The sequence below is a fragment of the Pandoraea capi genome (assembly GCF_902459735.1).
Classification (GTDB): Bacteria; Pseudomonadota; Gammaproteobacteria; order Burkholderiales; family Burkholderiaceae; genus Pandoraea; species Pandoraea capi.
This window is the reverse complement of sequence record NZ_CABPRV010000006.1, coordinates 111317-133844: the sequence shown is the minus strand read 5'-3', so window position 1 is coordinate 133844 and position 22528 is coordinate 111317. Positions and strand designations below refer to the sequence as shown.

1 protein-coding gene (only partly in view) is annotated in these 22528 nt (G+C 67.7%); it reads right to left on the bottom strand.

Going from position 1 to position 22528, the window contains the following annotated elements; all coding sequences use genetic code 11:
* Positions 1-22528 carry the 5' portion of a non-ribosomal peptide synthase/polyketide synthase gene (locus tag PCA20602_RS14305; protein WP_174981122.1) on the bottom strand. Its footprint begins 5825 nt before the window's first position, so 22528 of the gene's 28353 nt are visible here — the first part of the coding sequence; the start codon lies at positions 22526-22528; its stop codon lies off the left edge, out of view.

Here is a 22528-nt window from a genome sequence, read left to right as displayed (position 1 = left end):
GAGTCAGTGCGCCGCCCTGCATGCTCGATACGGACGTCGCCAGCGCCGCCACCGTCTGCGACTCGAACATCTGACGCGGGGAAAGCGAGATCCCGCGCCCTGCCGCACGTGCCACGATCTTGAGAATCTGAATCGAATCGCCGCCGATGGCGAAGAAGTTGTCGTGACGGCCTACGCGCAATGCGCTCGCGGTGTCGGCACGCCCTTCAGCGAGCACCTCCTGCCAGAGATCCGCCAACGTTTGTTCGAGCGCCGTTTGCGGCACTTCAAATGCCTGCGCTGCGAACGACGGCACCGGCAACCGATGACGGTCGAGCTTGCCGTTGGGCAACTGCGGCATCGTCTCCAGCACCATGAGGGCGGACGGCACCATATAGTCCGGGAGCGTCGTGCCCAATGCCAGACGCAGCGCCTCGGCGTCGAGCATCGGCTCCGTATCACGGGTACAACCGGCCACCGGCGTGATATAGCCGATCAGACGTGTCACACCGTCGACGTCGCGCGCCAGCACCACCGCCTGACCGACACCGGGCTGCGCGAGCAGCGCCGCCTCGATCTCGCCCGGCTCGATCCGGAACCCGCGAATCTTGATCTGATGATCGGTGCGTCCCAGGTATTCGAGCTGGCCATCGGCGCGCCAGCGCACCCGGTCGCCGGTGCGATACAGCCGTGCACCGTGCTCACCGAACGGATCGGGCACGAAACGATCGGCCGTCAGATCCGGACGATTCAGGTAGCCTCGCGCCAGCAGGTCGCCCCCGATCATCAGTTCGCCGATGGCGCCGGCCGGCACCAGTTGGAAATCGGCGTCGACCACATACAACGCGCGCTGCCCCAGCGGCACGCCGATCGGCACCAGCGCGGGCAGCGAATCGATTTCGGCGGCAGACGCGTCGAACAGCGTCGCCGTCACCGCCGCTTCCGTGGGGCCATAGGTATTGAGCAGACGCACGCCGCCGAACGCGCGGCTCGCGCGCCATTGCCGCAACGCCTCCAGCGGCATGGCCTCGCCCATCGCATGCACTTCGCGAAGCCCGGCAAACGCGTCGTCATCGCCCAGTTCCCGCGTGACCATCTGCCAGTAGGCCGTCGGCAGATCGGCCACGGTGATGCCGTGCTGCCGGACCTGCGCGCGGAATTCCGCAGCGCTCCATACGGAAGGCCCGCGCAGCACCACCGTCCCGCCCAGACAGAGCGAGGGCAGCAGTTGCTCCACGAACGGATCGAAGTTGATCGTCGAGAACTGGAGCACGCGATCGGCTGCCGTGATTCCGGCAAAACGCGCCGAGACGTCCACGTGACGCGCAAGTACGCCGTGCGATATCGCCACGCCCTTCGGCTTGCCGGTCGATCCCGACGTGTGAATCACGTAGGCCAGTTGCTCGGGATGAATGCGCACGTCCGGCGCGCTCGTCGCTACACCGTCGCGCGCATCGAGATCCAGCGTGTCGACACACAACACCGGCAATGCGAGATCCGCGGGCAGCCGGTCGAGCACATCGGCATGGGCGAGAATCGCCGCCAGACGGCTGTCCGTGACGATGTCCGCCAGTCGCGATGCCGGATAGTCCGGGTCAAGCGGCACGTAGGCCGCCCCCGACTTGAACACGGCAAGGACCGCGACCACGAGGTCGAGCGAGCGACGCATGGCAATGCCCACGCGCGCTTCGCCCCGGCCCTGATGCACGGCGATCAGATGCTGGGCAAGACGATTCGCTCTCGCGTCCAGCTCGCCGTATGTCAGACGCGCGTCGTCGAGAATGACGGCGAGCGCGTGCGGCGTTGCCGCCGCCTGACGGGCAATCGTTTCATGCACCGGGGCCGCGTGCGTCTGGCCGTCACCGTTACGCCCCCAGCCGATCAGCGCGTCAAGACCCTGCGCATCGTGCAGCGCGATCTCGCCGATGGCGCAATCCGGGGTCTGGACAAAGCCGGACACCAGTCGCGCGTACTGGTCGGCCAGTCGCTGCGCGCTCGCCGCGTCGAACAGCTCGCGCACGTAGTCGAGGTCGGCGTGGATCGCCCCTTCGGGCGACTCGCTGGTCGTGAGCGAGAGTTCGAACTGCGCTTCGCCCATGTCCAGCGCAAACGGCTCCACCCGCACGCCCGGCAGTTGCGCCAGTGCCCGCCGGTCGTCGCGCTCGTGATTGAACATGACCTGGAACAGCGGTGTGTGCGACAGACTGCGTTCCGGCTGAAGCGCGTCGACCAGCGCGTCGAACGGCAAATCCTGATGCAGGCGTGCCTGACGGGCGCGCTCGTCGATCTGCGCAATCAGTTCGGCCGCCGTGACGCGCGGGCCAAGTTGCGCACGCAGGACCTGCGTATTGACGAACAACCCGATCACGCCGGACATCTCAGTGCGCTCGCGGTTGGCGACCGGCACTCCGACGCGAATGTCGTCCTGCTGCGTATGGCGATGCAGCAACGCCTGGAACGCGGCGAGCAACACCACATACGGCGTGGTACCGAAGCGCCGGGCCAGTGCCCGCACCCCCGTCGATACGTCCGCAGGCAGTGCGAACGACACACGCGCCGCGTGATAGTCGCCAAGCGTGCGACGCGCGCGGTCGGTCGGCAGATCAAGCACCGGCTGCGGCTTGCCCGGCGCAGCGTCGAGCGCATCGCGCCACCAGGCCAGTTGCGCCTCACGCGCGCCGTGTTCGAGCCAGCCGCGCTGCCAGACGGCATAGTCGGCGTACTGCACCGGCAACGGCGTCCAGTCGGGCGTTTCGCCCGCGAGGGCGGCGCGATAGGCGTCGACGAACTCGCTCAGCAGGATATCCATCGACCAGCCGTCGGACACGATGTGATGCATGCCCACGACGAGCACGTGCGCGTCTTGCGCCATGCTCACCACACCTACGCGAAGCAGCGGGCCATTGACGAGATCGAACGGCTCGCCCATCCATTGCAAGGCAAACGCACGAGCACTGGCTTCGTCGCCGGTGCGATGCTCGAAAGCGCACGCCAGCGTGTCGTGCACGACCTGCGTGGCTTCACCTCGCGGCGACATCGCGAACGTCGTCCGCAAGGCTTCATGCCGCTCGACGAGCGAACCAAACGCCTTGCGCGCCGCCTCGGCGTCGAACGCGCCGCGCATGAGCAATGCGCCGCCCACGTGATACGCCGTGCTTTGCGGCTGCAACTGCCAGAGGAACCACAAGCGTTGCTGCGCGTGAGACAACGGCAGATGATGACGATCCGTCAGACGAAGGATCGGCGAAGGCGCGGTGTCCCCCACTGGCGCACCGGACGCATCGAACGCCTCGGACCTGTCCGTCGCATCGGCCGCAGCGGCCAGTGCCGCCAGCGTCGTGGCCTCGAAGCACTGGCGCGCCGTGAGGACGATCCCCGCCTGTGCGGCGCGTGCCGCGACCTTGAGCACCAGAATTGAATCGCCGCCGAGATCAAAGAAGTTGTCGTTGCGACCGACCGTCGGCACGCCAAGCAAGTCGGCCCAGATTTCGGCCAGCGCCAGCTCGGTCCGTCCCTGCGGTGCGGGACCGCCCGCATGCTGCGCCTCGGGCGCAGGCAGCGCCGCGCGATCGAGCTTGCCGTTGGTGGTCAGCGGCAGCGTGGCGAGCACGCTCACGCTCGCAGGCACCATGTAGTCGGGCAGATGTTGCGCCAGCGCCGTGCGGACCGATGCCCCGTCGAGCGCCGACGCGCCGCACACATAAGCGTGCAGACGCGCGTCCGCCGTGCCGCCCACGGCGATCACCGCCGCATCCGTCACGCCCGGCACGCGCAGCAGTTGTGCTTCGATCTCGCCAAGCTCGATGCGATAGCCGCGAATCTTGACCTGCTGGTCGATACGACCGAGGTAGACGAGTTCGCCGTCATCGGTCCAGCTTGCCAGATCGCCCGTGCGATAGAGACGCTCACCGTCCTGGGCAAACGGATTCGGCACGAAGCGCTCGGCCGTGAGGGCTGCACGGCCCAGATAGCCTCGCGCCAGCCCTTCACCGCTGACATGCAGCTCGCCGGGCACGCCGACCGGCGCGAGTTCGCCCCACGCGTCGAGCACGTACAGCCCGAGGTCGTCGATCGGACGCCCCACAGGACTGCGTTCCGCCCCGATGTCCCGGGACGTAATCTCACGGGCCGTGACGTGGACCGTCGTCTCCGTGATGCCGTACATGTTGACCATGGCCGGACCGCGATCGCCGTAATGCGCGAACCACGGTGCGAGCGCGCGCACTTCCAGCGCCTCGCCCCCGAAGATGACCGTGCGCAGGCGCAGGCCGTCCCCATACATCGACGGCACTTGCAGCAGTTGACGGAACGCCGACGGGGTCTGGTTCAGCACCGTCACACCGGTCTCGCGCAATAACGTCGCGAACTCGGCGGGCGAGCGTGAGACCGCGTGCGGCACGATGACCAGCTTGCCGCCGTAGCACAGCGCGCCGAAGATTTCCCACACCGAGAAGTCGAAGGCGAAGGAGTGGAACAGCGTCCAGACGTCCTGCTCACCGAACCTGAAGCGCGCCTGCGTGCGATCAAGCAATCGCATGACGTTGGCATGCGTGAGCTGCGCCCCCTTCGGCCTGCCGGTCGAGCCCGACGTGTAGATCACGTAGGCAAGCTGCCGCGCATCGACCTTGATCGTCGGGGCTTCTGCCGCTTCCACGGTGTCCGTGTCACCCGCCTCGTGGTCGATGTCGACCACAGGCAAACCGTCCGGCACCGGCAACAGCTCGCGGTCACCCGCGCGGGTCAGCAGGCAGCGCATGCCCGAGTCGGTCATCAGATACGACAGCCGCTCGGCCGGATAGGCCGGATCGACCGGCACGTAGGCCGCACCGGCTTTAAGCGTTGCGAGCATGGCCACGATCATCTGCGGCGAGCGTGTCATGCCGATACCGACGCGCGACTCCGCGCCGATGCCCACGGCGAGCAGGCGGTGCGCGAGGCGATTCGCCTGCGCATCGAGCTCGCCGTAGGTGACGACCGTCTCGCCGTCGCGCAGCGCCGGGGCCTGCGGTGCACGACGCGCGTTCGCCGCGATACGTTCGTGCAGGCACAACGCCTGCTGTGCCAACGTCGACACGGCTTGCGACTGCGGCGCACCGAGGGCCGCGATCTGCATGGCCTTGTCGGCGCTCAGGCGCAGCGCATCGGCCGCCGCCTGCGAACCTTCGCTGGCCAGCGCGCGCAACGTGCGGGCGAAGCGCGTCGCGAGCGTGAGCACTTCCTCGCGCGAGAACCCCTGCGTGCGGTAACTCCAGCGAATGCGCCACGCCGCGCCCGGCACGACCGTAACGGCGAGCGGGTAATGCGTCGATTCGTCGGTGCTTGCCCCCGAGAGCGTCAGACCGTGCGAAGACGCCTGCGCAAGCGCGCCGTCGACCGGGAAGTTTTCGAAGACGAACAGCGTGTCGAACAGCGAACCGCTGAGCGGCGCCACGCGTTGAATGTCGTGCAGCGGCGTGTGTTCGAAGTCGGCCGCCTCGGCACGCCGTGCCTGCAAGTCACGCAGCCAGTCGCCCGCCGCATCGCGAAGTGGGCGGTGACTCACGACCGGCACCGTGTTGATGAACAAACCGACGATGGTCTCGGCGCCGGGCAGCGACGCAGGACGCCCCGCCACGGTCGTGCCGAACGCCACGCTGGCATGCCCCGTCGCCTGATGCAGCATCAACGCCCACGCGCCCTGCGCAAGCGTGTTGACGGTGATGTGTTCACGTGCGGCGAACGCATTCAACAGGCTGACGGTGTCGGCATCGAGTTCAGAGACTTCCGTCGCGAAATCCTCGCGCGCCTGCGCACCGGGCAATTCACGAGGTGCGAGACGCGTCGCGCTGTCGAGGCCGCCGAGCGTCTTGCGCCAGAACGCATTCGCGCCACCGGCATCGTGCTGGCGTTGTGCGACAAGCCAGGCGACATAGTCGCGGAACGTCGCTGACGAGGCCGTCTGAGCCGCTGCGGATTCGCCGCGATAGTGGCGCATGACGTCGCCGATCAGGCGCGACGTGCTCCAGCCGTCGAGCAGCAGATGGTGGCAGGTCCAGATCAGGTGATACGTCGACGCGCCGGTGCGCACGAGGGCGACACGTTGCAGCGGCGGCGTGGCGAGATCGAAAGGCTGCTCGCGCTGTGCGAGCGCCAGGGCATCCAGCGCGACCGCCAGCGACGTCGTACGCTCACGCCAGTCGTGATGCAGGAACGGCACGGGCGCCTTGCGGGCCACCCATTGCAGCAGCGTGCTGCCAGTAGCCACGAAGCCCGTGCGCAACATCTCGTGACGCGCACATACGGCCTGCCACGACGCTTCGAAACGCGCCGGATCGAGTCCGTCGATATCGACACGCATCTGATTCAGGTACGCCCCGCCCTGCCCGTCGACCATGGCGTGGAACAGCAGGCCCGCCTGCATTGGCGCCAACGGGTAGAGATCGTCGACGTCGCGCCACGGCAGGGGCAGGCTTGCGAGCGTTGCCTCGTCCAGTGCGGCGAGCGGGAAATCGTCCGCCGTCACGCCGGCGGCGTGCTCATCGAGACAATGTGCGACGACAGCCGACAGTTCGCGGTCGATGGCAGCAGCCAGCGCTTCGACGTCCGCCTTCGCCAGACGTCGCGCGCTGAACGACAAGGCCACGCTCAACGCGCCGTCCACGACCTTGGCGTCGATGCTGAGGTCATGCGAGAGCGGCGTATCGCCGGCGACGGTCTGTCCGAGCGGTTCCCCGGCTTGCTGCCAATCCTGCCCCAGCGCACCGTCGAAACGCCCCAGATAGTTGAAGACAACGCTCGGCACCGGCACTTCGGCGAGCGCCTCGCGGGTCGCGTCGTCGCCCAGCCAGCGCATCACGCCGAAGCCAAGACCACGTTGCGGCACTGCACGCAACGCCGACTTCGTACGCAGAATGGCGTCGCGAAGCTCACCCTGCGCCTGAACGGCAAACGGGTACAGGCTCGTATGCCACCCGACCGTACGCGACAGATCGACGTCGTCGCTCCACGGCTCGCGTCCATGCCCTTCGAGTGCAATGACGTAGTTCGACAGAGGCGTCGGCACCTGCGTCGACACATTCGCCGGGGCGTCCACCCACGAGTGCAGGGCACGCGCCACGGCAACGAGCAGCAGCTCGGCCGTCTGCGTGCGATAGGCCACGCCTGCGTCTTGCAGAAGGTGTCGCGTCACGTCACGATCGAATCGGCGTTCGACCCGGGTCAGGTCCGCCGCCAGCGCCACGGCGCTGTCGTTCATCACCGGCAGATGCGTTGCACCGCGAATGCCCGTCCAGTACGGCAGCTCGGCGCGTTGCGCCTCGCGCGACGCCCCTTGCGCCAGACGTTCGGCCCACGAGCGATAGCTCGTGCCCACCGAGAGCAGCGCCGGTGCGCGCCCGGCGCGCCATGCGTCGTATGCCGCACGCAGGTCGCCAAGCAGGATGCGCCAGGACACCCCATCGACCGCCAGGTGATGCGCACTGAGCAGCAGGCGCTGGCTGGCGTCCGGCAGCGTGATGAGCACGGCGCGCAAGATCGGCCCGTGCGTAAGATGAATGCTGGCGTGCGCTTCGTTGCCGACGGCTTCGATCTCGTCGGCGCTCGCGACAGTCCTCGTCCACAGCACCGCCTGCGCGGCTTCGCGGTCGAACGCCGCATACGACTGACGCCATCCGCTGGCCTGTGCGGCGTCAGGTGTGAGGTCAGATGTGAAGCGAAGACGCAGCGAGGCATGAAGCGCGATGACGCTTGCCAACGCCTGACGCAGCGCCTGCGCGTCCAGCGGCTCCGCCGGCGTGAGCAGCAAGGCCTGATGCCAGTGATGCACGTTGGCCATGCCGGTAGCGAAGAACGCCCGCTGGATCGGCAACAGCGGCAGGTCGCCCGGCGCGTCGTCGGTCGTCACGCGTGCGGCACCGGCCTCGGCCGGTGTCGTCACCGCGGCCAGCGCGGCGAGCGTCGGCGCCGAGAAGAGTTGCTTCGGCGACAACGACAGCCCCTTCTGACGGGCACGCGCCACGACTTGCAGACTCAGGATCGAATCGCCGCCCAGTGCAAAGAAGTTGTCGTGACGCCCCACTTGCGGGACGCCCAGCACCGTTTGCCACAAGTCGGCAAGCACGCGCTCGGTCTCGCCCTGCGGGGCTTCAAACGCCGTGACGGCGGCTCCGGGGTCCGGCAGCGCCACGCGATCGACCTTGCCGCCCGGGGTGAGCGGCAGGGCGTCGAGCACGACGACCGTCTCGGGCACCATGTAGTCGGGCAGCGCGTTGGCGAGCGCCTCGCGCAGTCGGCCGCCGTCCACGGCTTGCGATGGCTCACGGCCCACATAGGCAATCAGACGCGTGCGGGCGCCGTCCGTGCGCACGATCGCAGCGGCTTCCCGCACGCCTGCCTGCGCCGTCAGCGCGGCTTCGATTTCGCCCGGTTCGATCCGGTAGCCACGCAGTTTGATCTGATGGTCAATGCGACCGAGATAATCAAGCGCGCCATCGTCACGCCAGCGCACCAGATCGCCGGTGCGATACAGGCGCGCGCCGTCATTCTCGAAGGCGTCCGGTACGAAGCGTTCGGCGGTGAGTGCCGGGCGGTTCAGATACCCGCGCGCGAGCAGGTCGCCACCGATCAGGAGTTCGCCCGGGGCACCGCGCGCCACGAGCGACAGATCCGGCGACACGACATACAACCGACGTCCCGGCAGCGCACGTCCGATGGGCACGAAGGCCGACAGCGACGGCAGCGCGTCGGCACCGATCTCCGCCGCATCGTAGACCGTCGCCGTAATGGTGGCCTCGGTCGGGCCGTAAGTGTTGATCAGCGTGACCGGCGCCAGCCCGGCGCTCGCGCGCGTGCGGCGCAATGCCTGCGCGGACATCGCTTCGCCCCCGGCGTGGAATTCACGCAGCGGCGCGAGGGATTCGGCGCTATCGGCCAGATCCTGCGTCAGCGCGTGCCAGTAGGCCGTCGGCAAGTGCGCCACCGTCACACCGTGATGGCGTACGCGCGCGACAAACTCGTCGCTCGACCAGACATCCGGGCCGCGCAGCACGACCGTCGCGCCGACACACAGGCTCGGGAAAAGCTGTTCGACGAAGCCGTCGAAGTTCACCGTCGAGAATTGCAGCACCCGGTCGGCGGCACTGAGCTTCGCGTAGGCAATGGTGGCGTCGACGTGGCCCGTGAGCGCGCCGTGCGAGATCGCCACGCCCTTCGGAACGCCGGTCGAGCCGGACGTGTGAATGACGTACGCCAGATTGTCCCTGTGCAACGCCGCGTCGGGCGGCAGCGGCTGACCGTCGGCCAGAACGGACGCGTCGATATCTAGACGCTGCACGCCCGCCGACAACGACAGCGAGACGTCTGCCTGTGAGAGCACGACGCGCACCCCGCTATCGTCGATCATGTGCGCGATGCGCGCCGCCGGATAAGCCGGATCGAGCGGCACATAAGCGCCGCCTGCCTTCATGACGGCCAGCAACGCGACCACCATGTCGATGGAGCGATGCATCGCGACACCGACGCGCGCTTCCGGCGTGACATGCATGCCGATCAGGCGGTGTGCCAGCCTGTTGGCCGCAGCGTCGAGTTCAGCGAAGCTCAGGCTGCGCTCGTCGAGGACAAGCGCCACGGCATCGGGGGTGCGTCGCGCCTGCGCCGCGATGCGTGCGGCCACCAGGGTCGTCGCGACGTCGGTCGCCACGGCCTCGCCCAACGCCGCGAGTGCGTTCGTCGTGTCGGCGTTCGGGGTCAGTGCGTCAACCACGCGCTGGCCGGTCGCCGGGGCGTCGGCCAACGCATTCAGCAACGTCAGGTACTCGCGACGCAGCCGTGTCGCCAGTGCGTCCGAACAACGCGTCGCGTCGAAGCGCCAGCCCAGCGTGGGCGTGCCGCGCGTGGCGACCGTGAGCGTGACAGGATAGTTGGTGCGCTCCCATCCCTGCACCTGGCCGACGCGCAAGGACGCATCGCCATCGAGCAGCCCGGCTGCCACCGGATAGTTTTCGAACACCATCAGGCTATCGAACGGCGCGGTGCCGTTCATGCCGAGCCATTGCTGGACGGAGGCGAGCGGGGTGTGCTCGTGCTCGCGCAGCGAGACGTTCTGTGCCTGCAACGCGCGCAGCCATTCCCCCAGGTCGCGCGACGGCTCGACGGCGACGAACAGCGGCAACGAGTTGATGCACAGGCCGAGCATGTCCTGCGCGCCGGGCAGCGACGCGGGACGGCCCGAGACCGTCACGCCGAACGTCACGCATTGGCGGAAGCTATGCTGCGAAATCAGCATCGCCCACGCGCCCTGCATCACCGTGTTGATCGTGACCTGATAGCGCTGAGCGGCTTCGGTGAGTCTCGCGCCAAGCGTGTCGGGAAGCACATCCTCGAAGGTAAGCGCTTGCCCCGCGGCGCTGGACTCGCCAGCGGCGTAGGCCAGCAACTGCCCGCGCTCGGACGCATCACCGGCTTGCGCCACCCACCAGTCGCGTGAAGACGGCTGACGCGAGACCCAGTCGACGTAACGGCTGTACGGCACCGCCGGTGCCGCGTTCGCCTGTCCCCGCGTCTCGCCGTTGCACACCCGCCGATAGGTACCGACCACTTCGGCCATCAGCAAGGCGCTGCTCCAGCCGTCGGTAATGGCGTGATGCGCTGTCCACACCAGATCGGCTGCATTGTCTGGGCGCAGGAATACGTTCACCCGCAGCAGCGGTGCGCGCTCGACGTCGAATCCGGCACGCAGATCGTTCGCCAGCCACTGTGAGAAACGGGCCTCGAAGGCTAGCGTCGTTTCGTTGTGCGCCGCCACCGGATGCACGGTGAACGGCAGTTCGGCGCGCGACTGTACGATTTGCAGGATCGGGCCGCCATGGCCCCACGCGAAACGCGTGCGCAGCGCGGCGTGACGTGCAACGGCGTGCTCCCACGCCGCGCGCAGGGCGTCGACATTGAGCTCGCCAACGAGCGTCACACGCTTTTGCGTGATGTACATGCCCTCGCCGGGCAACGACAGATCGTGATACAGCAACCCCTGCTGGACTGCCGTGGCGGGATAGACATCCTCCACCCCCGACGCTTCCAGCGACAGCCGTTGCCATTGCGCCGCAGTCAGCGCCGCGCGCGGGAAGTCGCTGCGCGAGAAGAGGCGAGCACGCTCGCGTGTCGCGGCCACCACGGCCTGCACCTGCGCGTCGAAACGCGCGATGCACTGCTCGACCTGTGCGGCATCGAGCAGATCGGGGTCGTAGTCCCACGTAATCGACAGCGCACCGTCCTGAATACGTGCGTTCAGATCGAGCGCGAACGGTGCAGGTGCCGCCACGGCCATCTCGCCGCAGGGCAGCGTCGACAGCGCGAACAGGCTGCCGCTCGCGACCGCCTGATCGAGGTTGCCGAGATAGTTGAAGCCGACCTGTGCGACAGGCAGCGTGGCGAGCGCATCGCGCACGTCGTCGCGCGCGTGCCACGCCAGCAGGCCCCAGTGCAGGCCCTTGTTCGGGACGTCGCGCAACGTGTCTTTCGTCGCGAGAAGCTGTTCGTCCAATGCACCGGTCGATGGCAAGCGCACCGGGTAGCGCGTCGTGAACCAGCCGATGGTCGAACTCAGATCGAGCTGGGCATGCTCGGCTTGACCCAGCGAGCCTAACGTTTCGCGGCCATGACCTTCGACGGCAACGACCGCGTCCGCACAGCCGAAGACATCGCCCAGCGAGCGGGCCAGCACGCCCAACAACGCTTCGTCCACCTGCATGCCAAGACGGCTGCGGGTCTGCGTCACCAGTTCGCGCGTCGACTGCGCGCCGAGCGACCACTGACGGGTCTGACGGGGCTTACCCGCACTGGCGCCGTCGAACAGCGGTTTCGCACCGGTGAGCGCGTCGCGCCACCACGGCAATTCGTCGATGACGCCGGCCGAATCGGCATGATCGGCGGCCGCCTGCACCCATACGCTCCAAGGGGTATTGTCCGGAAGCTCGATCGCGCGCAATTCGTGCGCGGCGTGGTAGGCACGCTCCAGCTCGTCGAGCAATACGCGCCAGGACACGCCATCGACCGCCAAGTGATGGATGGTGACGAGCAGATAGGCGCCCTCGGGCACCTGCATGAGACTGGCCCTGAGCAGCGGTCCCTGCCCGATGTCGAGCGAGCGATGGACACGGGTGCCCTCGCGGTCGATGGCCGCACGCCAGTCCGTCTCGGCGCGAAGGTCCAGCGTTTCGAGCAGGTTATGCGCGTCCACCGCCACGACCTGCTGCTGCCAGCCCGACGGCGTGCGCGTGAAGCGCAGCCGCAGCGCGTCGTGCGCCTGCATGACGGCGTCCAGCGCGCGTCGCAGCGCGGCGACGTCCGGCATGGATGCGCTATGCAGCAGCACGGCCTGATTCCAATGCGCTTCGCCGTGCGGGTGACGTTGGAAGAACGTCGCCTGAATCGGCGTGAGCGGCAGCGGATCGCGGCACTCCACGTGTGTCTCGCGGCTGTGCAGCGGCTCCGCCAGCAGCGAGAGCCGCTCGATGTCCGGCGCGTCGAAGATATGGCGCGGCGTGAGCTTGAGCCCGGCGGCGGCGGCCTGCGCAATCACGCGCAGGCTCAGAATCGAATCGCCGCCGATCTCGAAGAAGTTGTCCGTCACGCCAACATCATCGCGTCCCAGCACGTCGCGCCAGATGTCGCGCAGGGCGGTCTGTACGGCGCCCACCGGCGCCTGACGTTCACGCGAGGCCATGTCCTGCGGCATCGGCAGCGCAGCACGGTCGGTCTTGCCGTTCGGCATGACCGGCAGCGCATCGAGGTTCACGAACACCGACGGCACCATGTGCGCGGGCAACTTGCGCTCCAGCGAGCGGCGCAGCACCACGTCCGCCACGTCGCCCACGACGTAGCCGGCCAGTCGCGCGCCCTCGCCTGCGCCGACCAGCGCCACGACCGCGTCGCGAACCCCCGGGACCTGACGCAGCACCGCGTCGATCTCGCCCAGTTCGATCCGCAGGCCGCGCAGCTTGACCTGCGCGTCCAGACGGCCGAGGAAATCAATGCGGCCGTCGGCGCGGCGTCGGCAGAGGTCCCCGGTGCGGTACATCCGGGCACCGTTGCCGATGAACGGGTCCGGCACGAACTTCTCCGCGCTCAATGCGGCGCGACCCAGATAGCCGCGCGCCAGCGTGTGGCCCGCGATGCAAAGCTCGCCCAGCGCATCGACCGGCGCCTCGAGACCGTGCTGATCGATCACGTAGACACGGCGCGACGGATACGGCACACCGATGGAGACGATGGCGTGCTGCGTGTCTTCGTCGCACGTGCGGCGGAACATGCAGGCCACGGTCGTCTCGGTCGGGCCGTAGAGGTTATCGAGCTGAATGCCCGCCAGCGGGCCATCCTGCCATTGACGCAGCGCATCGCCGGGCAGCCCCTCGCCGCCGACGGTGATCTGACGCAGCCCGGCGAGCGCTTCGCGCGACGGCGGATTGCGCAGCCATTGCTGCCAATAGGCGGTCGGAATCCGCGAGAAGGTCACACCCTCTTCGCTCAGATGACGGCTCGTGGTCTCCAGATCCCACGCCTGCGCGCCGCGCATCTCGATTTGTCCGCCCTTGCACAGGGCCGGCAGCATCTCGTGCAGCGCCACGTCGAAATTGATCGTGGACGATTGCAGTTGCTTGTCGTCCTGCGAGATCGCGTACGTGCTCAGGAAGTCGTCGATGTGCTGGCTGAATGCGCCATGCGAGATCGCCACGCCCTTCGGACGCCCCGTCGAGCCCGACGTATAGATGACGTAGGCAAGCTGTTCGGGATGCACTTCCTGACAAACGACCTCGGTCGACGCCCGGTCCAGCGTATCGACGACGATGACTTCATGGCCGCTCAGGACATCGGCCATCGCCTGCGCGGTCGCGGCGTCGGCCAACACGCGACGCACGCCCGCGTCTTCCATCATGAACGCCAGCCGGTCGGACGGATACGACGGATCGAGCGGCACGAAGGCGCCCCCGGCACGCAGCACGCCGAGCAACGCCGCCGTCATCCACGGCGAGCGCTCGACGCACAGCCCGACACGCTCGTCGGCCAGCACGCCGGCCGCGGCCAGCGCCACGGCAATGCTGTTGGCCGCCGTGTCCAGCGTCTGGTACGTCCACCGGACGCCTTCGCAATGGATGGCCGGACGTTGCGGCGTCGCCCACGCCTGCGCCGCAATGCGATGCATCACCGGCTCGAACGCGTGACAGGTGAGCGGAGACGGTTCGATCCGTCCGGACAGCGTGATGGCGCCGACATTCGGCAGCACGTCGTTGGCCGGGCGGGCCAGTTGGTCGAGAATCGCGCGCAGATCGTCCTGCAACTGGCGCAGGATCTGCGGCGCGATGCGCGACGCCCTGGCCTTCCAGCGCAACGTCAGCGTGTCGCCGGGCAGCACGGCGAGCACCAGCGGGTAATGGGTCTGCTCGGTCGTGGCGAAGGCGGCGAGCGACAACGACGCGTCGTCGGCACGCACGGCCGCATCGATCGGATAGTTCTCGAAGACGACGAGGGTGTCGAACAGCGCTTCGGCGGCGCGTCCGGTCCACTGCTGCACCTGACGCAACGGCGTGGTCTCGACGGCGCGCAATGCCGTGCCGCGCTGCTGCACGTCCTGAAGCCAGTCGGCAACGCTCGACGCCGCAGGCACATCGATCCACAGCGGCAAGCTGTTGATGAACAGGCCCAGCGTCCGGTCGATCCCCGGCAGATCGTTCTCGCGGCCGGACAGCGTGACGCCGAAAGCGACCTGTGTGCGGTTGCCGTAGCGCGAACTCAACATCGCCCACGCGGCCTGCACCATCGTGTTGAGCGTGACGTGATACCGGCGCGCCGCATCGCGAAGGCGGGTGTCCAGCGTGGCGTCGAGCACGTCGTCGACTTGCAGCAGGGTGCTCGACGTGGCGTCGTGTGCGGTCGGCCCTGCCGGCAGACTGGCGACCAGCGTCGCCGGTTCGTCCAGCGAGCGCATGCGGGCTTGCCAGTAGTCGGCGTGATCGGTCTGCGTGTCCAGCCAGCGCACGTACTCGCCGTACTGCGGCAATGCGCTTTGCTCGGGCAACGACTCGCCGCGATAGATCGCCAGCACCTCGGCGAGCAGACGTGCGGCGCTCCAGCCGTCGAGCAACACGTGGTGGTCGGTCCAGACAAGATCCGTGAGACCGTCGGGGCGCGCGAACAGGTTCACACGCAGCAGCGGCGCGACGGCGAGGTCGAAGCCCTGCGCCAGATCGTCCGCGAGCCAGGCATGCAGACGCGCGTCGTAGGTCGCCTGCGGCCCGACGGACCAGTCATGACGCGTGTAAGGCAACCCGACATGACGCGAGACGACCTGCATCGCGTCACCTCCGTGCGCCCAGCTGAAATGCGTGCGCAGAATGGCGTGACGTGCCATGACCTGCGTCCAGGCGCCGCGCATACGGTCGTGATCGAGCGCACCGCGCAGCGTCAGACGCTTCTGGTTCACGTAGATGCCGCGCCCGGACTGCATCAGGCTGTGGAACAACAGCCCGCTTTGCAACGGCGTAGCGGGATACATCGCTTCGATGTCGCCATTGGCGCCCACGTCCGCAATCGCGGCGACTTCCCGGCCGTTCGACGGACTCGCCGCGCCTGCCTCGGAGATCGGCTGCGCCAATGCGGCGAGCGTGGCGACGGTCTGTGCTTCGAACAACTGGCGTGCCGTGATCTTCCAGCCCTCGCGCGCGAGGGCCGTCACGATTTGCAGACTCAGGATCGAGTCGCCGCCAATCTCGAAGAAGTTGTCGTGACGGCCGATGCGGTCGATTTGCAACACCGACTGCCATGCGGCAGCGACGGCCTGCTCGGCGGGCGACGCCGGCGTCTCGAAGGCGCCGCGATGCGCCCCTGCACGCGCCCCGGCATTAGCGCTCTCGCCACCGTGTGCAAGCATGAAATCGCTGGGCACGTCGTCCACCAGCGGCATGATGCTGCCGTCGGCGTTGCGCAACGTCACCTGCCCCACGGCAATGGACGGATCGCCTGCCAGCGCCTCGCAGAAGTTCACGAAGTGCGCGGCCCAGCAAGCAACGCTCGCCTCGTCGAAGATCTCGCGCGCATAGGTCATCGCCGCGCTCACGGAGCCATCGGCAGCCTCCTCCGTGTCCAGCGTCAATTCGAACTGCACGTTCCGGCCCGCGATATCGATACGCGAGACCGTCAGGCCGTCGAGCGCGTCGAACACATGGTGATCGGGCTGGCGATGGTTGTGCACCACCTGAAAAATCGGGGTGTGCCGCAGGTTCCGCTCGGGATGGAGCGCGTCGACGAGCACGTCGAACGGCAGATCCCGATGCGCCTGCGCTCCGGCGGCATTCGCACGCACCGTGTGCAACAGAGCGCCAAGCGTCTGCGTGCGTAGCGGTTGCGCATGCAGGACCTGCGTGTTCACGAAGCAGCCCAGCACGTCGTTCACTTCCGGACGCTCGCGCCCGGCAACGGGAACGCCGACGCGAATGTCACGCTGGCCGGAATGACGATACAACGTCGCCATGTAAGCGGTCAGCAACGCCACGAAAAGCGTGCTGTCGTGACGCTGGGCGCTTGCCCGCAATTGGCGCGTGAGCGCCGCCGGCAGCACGAACGTATGGCGTGCGGCCGTGTAATCCGCGAGCGACCGGCGCTCCCGATCCGCCGGCAACGCCAGCACCGGATGCCGATCGCCCAGCGTGGCGCGCCACCACGCCAGTTGACGCTCCCGCTCGCCGGCATCGAGCCAGCGGCGTTGCCACACGGCGTGGTCGGCGTACTGAACCGGCAACACCGGTAGCACCGGCGTCGTACCGTCCAGCGCCGCGCGATAACACGTGACGAACTCGTCGAGCATGCGGTCGATCGACCAGCCGTCGGAGATGATGTGATGCATCGACACAAGCAGATGATGCTCGTCGGCGCTCAACGTGACGATGCCCACGCGCAACAGCGGGCCCTGCGACAGGTCGAACGTCTCGCGCGCGAATGCGTTGGCGAGCGCTACGGCTTCGGCCTGCGGATCGGCGGTGCCCGAAACGTCGTGATGACGCACAGCCACCGGCATGGTGTCGTGCACGACCTGGCGCGCGGCGACCGGTCCGCCTGCACTTTGCGCGTCGCCTTGCGCCTGTGCGAACGTCACACGCAAGGACTCGTGGCGAGCGACAAGCGTATCGAACGCGGCCTGAACCGCCTGTTTCGCGCGGTGATCGAACTTACCCTGCAACCGCAATCCGCCTGCGATGTGGTACGCGGAGCTTTCCGGTTGCAGATGCCAAAGGAACCACAGGCGTTGCTGCGCGTAGGACAGCGGCAGCACCGCGTCGGCGCCGCGAGGCACCGGCACGAGCGCGGGCTGTGTCCCCACGTCCCCCTGCCCGCCCTGCACCCCGCCTTCATGGTCGAGCGCTTCGGCCAGTTCCGCCAGACTCTGATGCTCGAACAGATGCCGCGGCGCGAGTGCGAGGCCCGCCTGCGTTGCACGCGTCACGACCTTGAGCGTGAGCAGCGAGTCGCCACCGATCGCGAAGAAGTTGTCGTGTCGTCCCACGGAGGCGACGCCCAGCACATCCTGCCAGACCTTGGCCAGCACGGCTTCGGTGCCCGCGCGCGGCGCGACGTCGCCGCCACGGCCGAACTCGGGCGCAGGCAAGGCACGGCGGTCCACCTTGCCGTTCGCGGTCAGCGGAAACACCGGCATGACCACGATCGCCTTGGGCACCATGTAATCCGGCAGTACCGCACCCAGCGCACTGCGCAGCGCAGGCACCTGAGCGATGCCCGCCACGTGCGCGATCAGACGTGCGCCGCCCGGGCCTTCCTGCACGCTCGCGACCGCACCGTGTACGCCGGGCTGCGCGAGCAGTTGCGCCTCGATCTCGCCCAGTTCGATACGAAAACCGCGAATCTTGACCTGATGATCGATACGTCCGAGGTAATCCAGCTCACCATCGGCACGCCAGCGCGCCAGATCGCCGGTCCGGTACAGTCGGCCGCCGTCTGCCGCGAAGGTGTCCGGGATGAAGCGTTGTGCGCTCAGCGATGCGCGTTGCCAGTAGCCGCGTGCGAGGCCTGCCCCGCTCACGTGCAGTTCGCCCGGCACGCCGATGGGCGCGAGTTCGCCCTCGCTGTCGAGCACGTACAGCCCGAGGTCGACGATGGCACGTCCCACGGGGCTGCGCGTCACGGCGAGGTCGTCCTGCGTGATCTGGCGGAACGTCACGTGCACCGTCGTCTCGGTGATCCCGTACATGTTGATCATCCGCGGGTGGGCGTCGCCAAAGCGCTCGAACCACGGACGCAGCGTCTGCGGCTCCAGCGCCTCGCCGCCGAACACGACCACGCGTAACGTCAGATCGTCCGCCGTCGCCAGCGCCGGGACTTGCAGCAACTGACGGAACGCCGACGGCGTCTGGTTGAGCACGGTCACGCGCTCGCGGCGCAACAGCGTCAGGAAGTCGTCCGCCGCACGGCTCACGAGGTACGGCACGATCACGAGCCGTGCGCCGTAGCACAGCGCGCCAAAGATTTCCCAGACCGAGAAGTCGAACGCATAGGAGTGGAACAGCGTCCACACGTCCTGCGCGCCGAAACGGAAGTCGGCATCCGTGGCGTCGAGCAAACGCCCGACATTCGCATGCGTGACGAGCGCGCCCTTCGGCTTGCCGGTCGAACCGGAGGTGTAAATGATGTAGGCCAGATGCGATGGCAGCACCGGCACGTCCGGATTGCCCGGCGACGTCTCGTCCGAATCCCCGGCCGCGCTTGCGTGCTCATGATCGTGATGATCGAGCAGCAGCGTCTGCACGCCGTCAGGCACCGGAAGTTGCTCACGCAGACTTTCGCGCGTGAGCAGCAACGCCATGCCGCTATCGGACATCAGGAAACTCAGGCGATCCGCCGGATATTGCGGGTCGAGCGGGACATAGGCGCCGCCCGCCTTGAGTACGGCCAGAATCGCGACGACCATGTCCGGCGAACGCTCCAGCGCAACGCCCACGCGCGATTCGCGCCTCACGCCGCGCGCAATGAGCACGTGAGCCAGCCGGTTCGCACGCGCGTTCAGCTCACGGTACGTCATACCGACGTCCTCAAACGTCACGGCGATCGCGTCCGGTGTTTGCGCGGCGTGCGCTTCGATGCGCCGATGCAACGGCAAGCCCGGCGACACCGGTTGGCTCGCGCTCCACTGCATCAGCCGGTCCTGCTCGTTCCTGTCGATCAGCGCCACGTCCCGCACCGCCGTCGCGGCATGGTCGATGAACGCTTGCACCGCGTTACACAGGTGATCGGCCAGACGCGCGATGGTCGAGGCGTCGAACGTGTCGGCGTCGTAACGGAATCGGGGGGTGAGACGGCCATCGGCGAACGCCTGCACGTCCAGCGTGAGATCGAATTGCGCAGCACTCGCGTCGATGCCATGCAGCGTAGCGGCCATGTCCGGCCAGCGTGTGAGCGAACGCTCGTCTTGCTGAACATGGTTGTACATGACCTGGAACAGCGGCGTCTGGCCCATGCTGCGATGCGGCGCCAGGGCGTCGAGCAACACGTCGAACGGCAGGTCCTGATGCCGCTGCGCTTCAAGCGCCGTGTCGCGCACCTGCGCGAGCAGCGCCGCCAGCGTGCCGGCCGGTTGCACGTCGAGCTTCATCACCACGGTATTGACGAACAGCCCCATGAGCGGTGCGGTGCCCGCATGCTGGCGATTCGCCACGGGCATGCCGATACGCACGTCGTGGCTCGCGGTGTGACGGCGCAGCACGAGGCCCAACGCCGCCAGAATCAGCATGGACGGCGTCACGCCGTGCGTCGCCGCCGCGCCCGTCAGTGCCGCGTGAACCTGCGGCGGGAAGTCGAACGCGTGGGCGGCGGCGCGTCGCGGCGCATTCCCCGCACGCGTGCGGTCGCCAAGGATGGCCGGCGCAGGCTCGTCGCCCAGATGGGTGCACCAGTAGGCCAGTTCCTGCTGTCGTGATTCGTGCTCGCGTTGATCGCGCTGCCAGACGGCAAAATCGGTATATCTGAGCGCGGCAGGATCGTCGGTCGTCGGCGTCGGCTGGCCGTTCAGGCAAGCCAGATAGTCGTCTGCCAGCGCGTCGACGAAGCCCTGCATCGACCAGGCGTCGCAGACGATGTGATGCAATGCCACGACCAGATGCGCGCGACGATCCGGTGTCGTGAACAGCGCGGCGCGCATCAGGGGGCCATCGCGAAGATCGAACGGCGCATCGATCCACGCCTGCGCCGCTGCGTCGAGCAAGGCCACGTCATCGAGTCGCGTCTGCGTTATCGTGAAGCGCGACGCCGTGTCGATGCCCGCAACCCGCTGCACCGGTTCGCCCTGCGCATCGGTATCGAACGTGGTGCGCAAGGCGGCGTGACGGGCCACGCTGGCGCGCAACGCCCCTTCCAATGCCGACGCATCAGGCGATACGCCGAACGTCAGCCGGCCGCCCACGTGATACGCGGTATCCAAGGCGTCGAGATTCCACAGGAACCAGAGACGGCGCTGCGCGTGCGTGAGCGGTGCAACGGTGTCATACGCGGCATTGCGCGCAATCAGCGGAACGGCCCCGGCCGTTCCCTTCTGCGCGACCTCGCCCTGACGTTGCGTCACGAGCCGCGCAGCATCGCGCAGGGCGGCCTGTTCGAAGACGTCGCGAACGTCGAACGGCACATTGAACGCGGCCTGCACGCGCGCGGCCAGTTGCACCGCCTGAATCGAATTGCCGCCGAGACGGAAGAAGTGGGCGCTGCCCACATCGACGGCATCGGTAGCGTGGCCCAGAACATCCGCCCAGATCACCGCCAGACGTCCGGACACGGTGTCCGGCGACGCTTCACCTGCCACAGGTTTCGCTTCCACGCCCTCGTTATGCGACGCACCGTATGCCTCGTCGAACGTCCCGTCGGCGTACACCGCCCAGGCGTCGAGCGTGCGCTCGCGCCAGCCGCGCGCCGCTGCGGAACGTTGCAGCTTGCCGCTCGATGTCTTCGGCAGACCGCCCGGATTGAGCAGGACCACGACACCGAGCGCTTCGCCGAAGCGGGGGGCGATCACGGCGTCGAGTTCGTCGACGATCTGTGCTGGCGTCAGCAGCTTCTGCGTGCGGCGCGAGATTTCAGCGGCGAGACCGATGCTCTCGCGACCGTTGATTTCCACCGCGAATGCCGACACGCGGCCCGACCGAACGATGTCCAGTTCCGCTTCGACGACCTGTTCGACATCCTGCGGATACACGTTCTGGCCGCGCACGATGATCAGGTCCTTCACGCGACCGGTCACGTAGAGGTGATCGCCTCGCGTCATGCCCAGATCGCCGGTGCGCAGCCAGCGACGGCCTTCGCCCTCGACGAACGTCTCGGCGCTGGCCTCCGGATTGCGCCAGTACCCCGCCGTCACGCTCGGGCCGTTGAAGCGAATTTCGCCGATCTCGCCGTCGCCGAGCGTCTTGCCGCGGGTCGGGTCGACAATGCGCACCTCGTGTCCCTGCGGCACCTTGCCGCAACTCACGAGCCACTTGGTCTCACCGTCGGCACCGTCCACTGACAGCGACGACATCCCGCTTGAACGCGTCACCCCGGTCACGAGCAATGTCGCTTCGGCCAGACCGTAGCAGGGATAGACCGCGCCCGGCTGGAAGCCCCACGCGCCGAAGCGCTCGACGAACTCGCACAGCGTGTCGTGGCGCACCGGCTCCGAGCCGGAAAACGCGACACGCCAGCTCGACAGGTCGATGCCGTCCATCTGCGCATCGCGCACACGCTCAGTGAGCAAACGGTACGAAAAGTCAGGCCCCCCCGAGATCGTGCCCCCGTGCCGGGCAATCGCTTCGAGCCAACGGATCGGCTGCTCCAGGAAGTGATTCGGCGACATCAGCACGAGCGGGATACCCGTGTAGACCGGCTGGAGCATCGTGCCGATCATGCCCATATCGTGCGGCAGCGGCAGCCAGCTCACGAACACGTCCGACGGCGTGACGCCCAGACGCTCCTGAATCGCCACCTCATTGGCGATCAGGTTACCGTGCGTGACCATCACGCCCTTGGGGGCCGAAGTCGACCCCGACGTGTATTGCAGGAACGCGATGTCTTCCGACGTGAGATCGATGGCGATGCGCGAGGTGGACGCCGGGGCGCCCGAATCGTCGATGACGATCAGCTCCGCCGTCTCCCCGTATAGGTCCAGCAGCGAGCGAGCGATCTGCGCGTGCTCCGGGGTCACCAGCACCCAGCGGGCCTGCGCGTCCGCGAGCATCACGCGCAGGCGCTCCGCGTACGCGTCTCGCGTGCGCCCGGGCGCGAAGGCGGGCACGGCGAGCACGCCCGCGTAAAGGCAGCCGAAGAATGCAGTGAAATACGACAGGCCGCTGTCCATGAGCAGAATGGCGCGCTCGCCCTTGAGCGCGCCCCCACCGAGCCGGTGCGCGAGCGCGTTGGCACGCTGGTCGAGCTCGGCGTAGCCGTGCGACGTCTCGCCGCCAGCCTGCACGCAGATCAGTGCGGTGTCGTTCGGACGTTCGATTGCGAGCGATTGCAGTCGCTCAACCATGTGCTTGGGAGTCTGGGACAT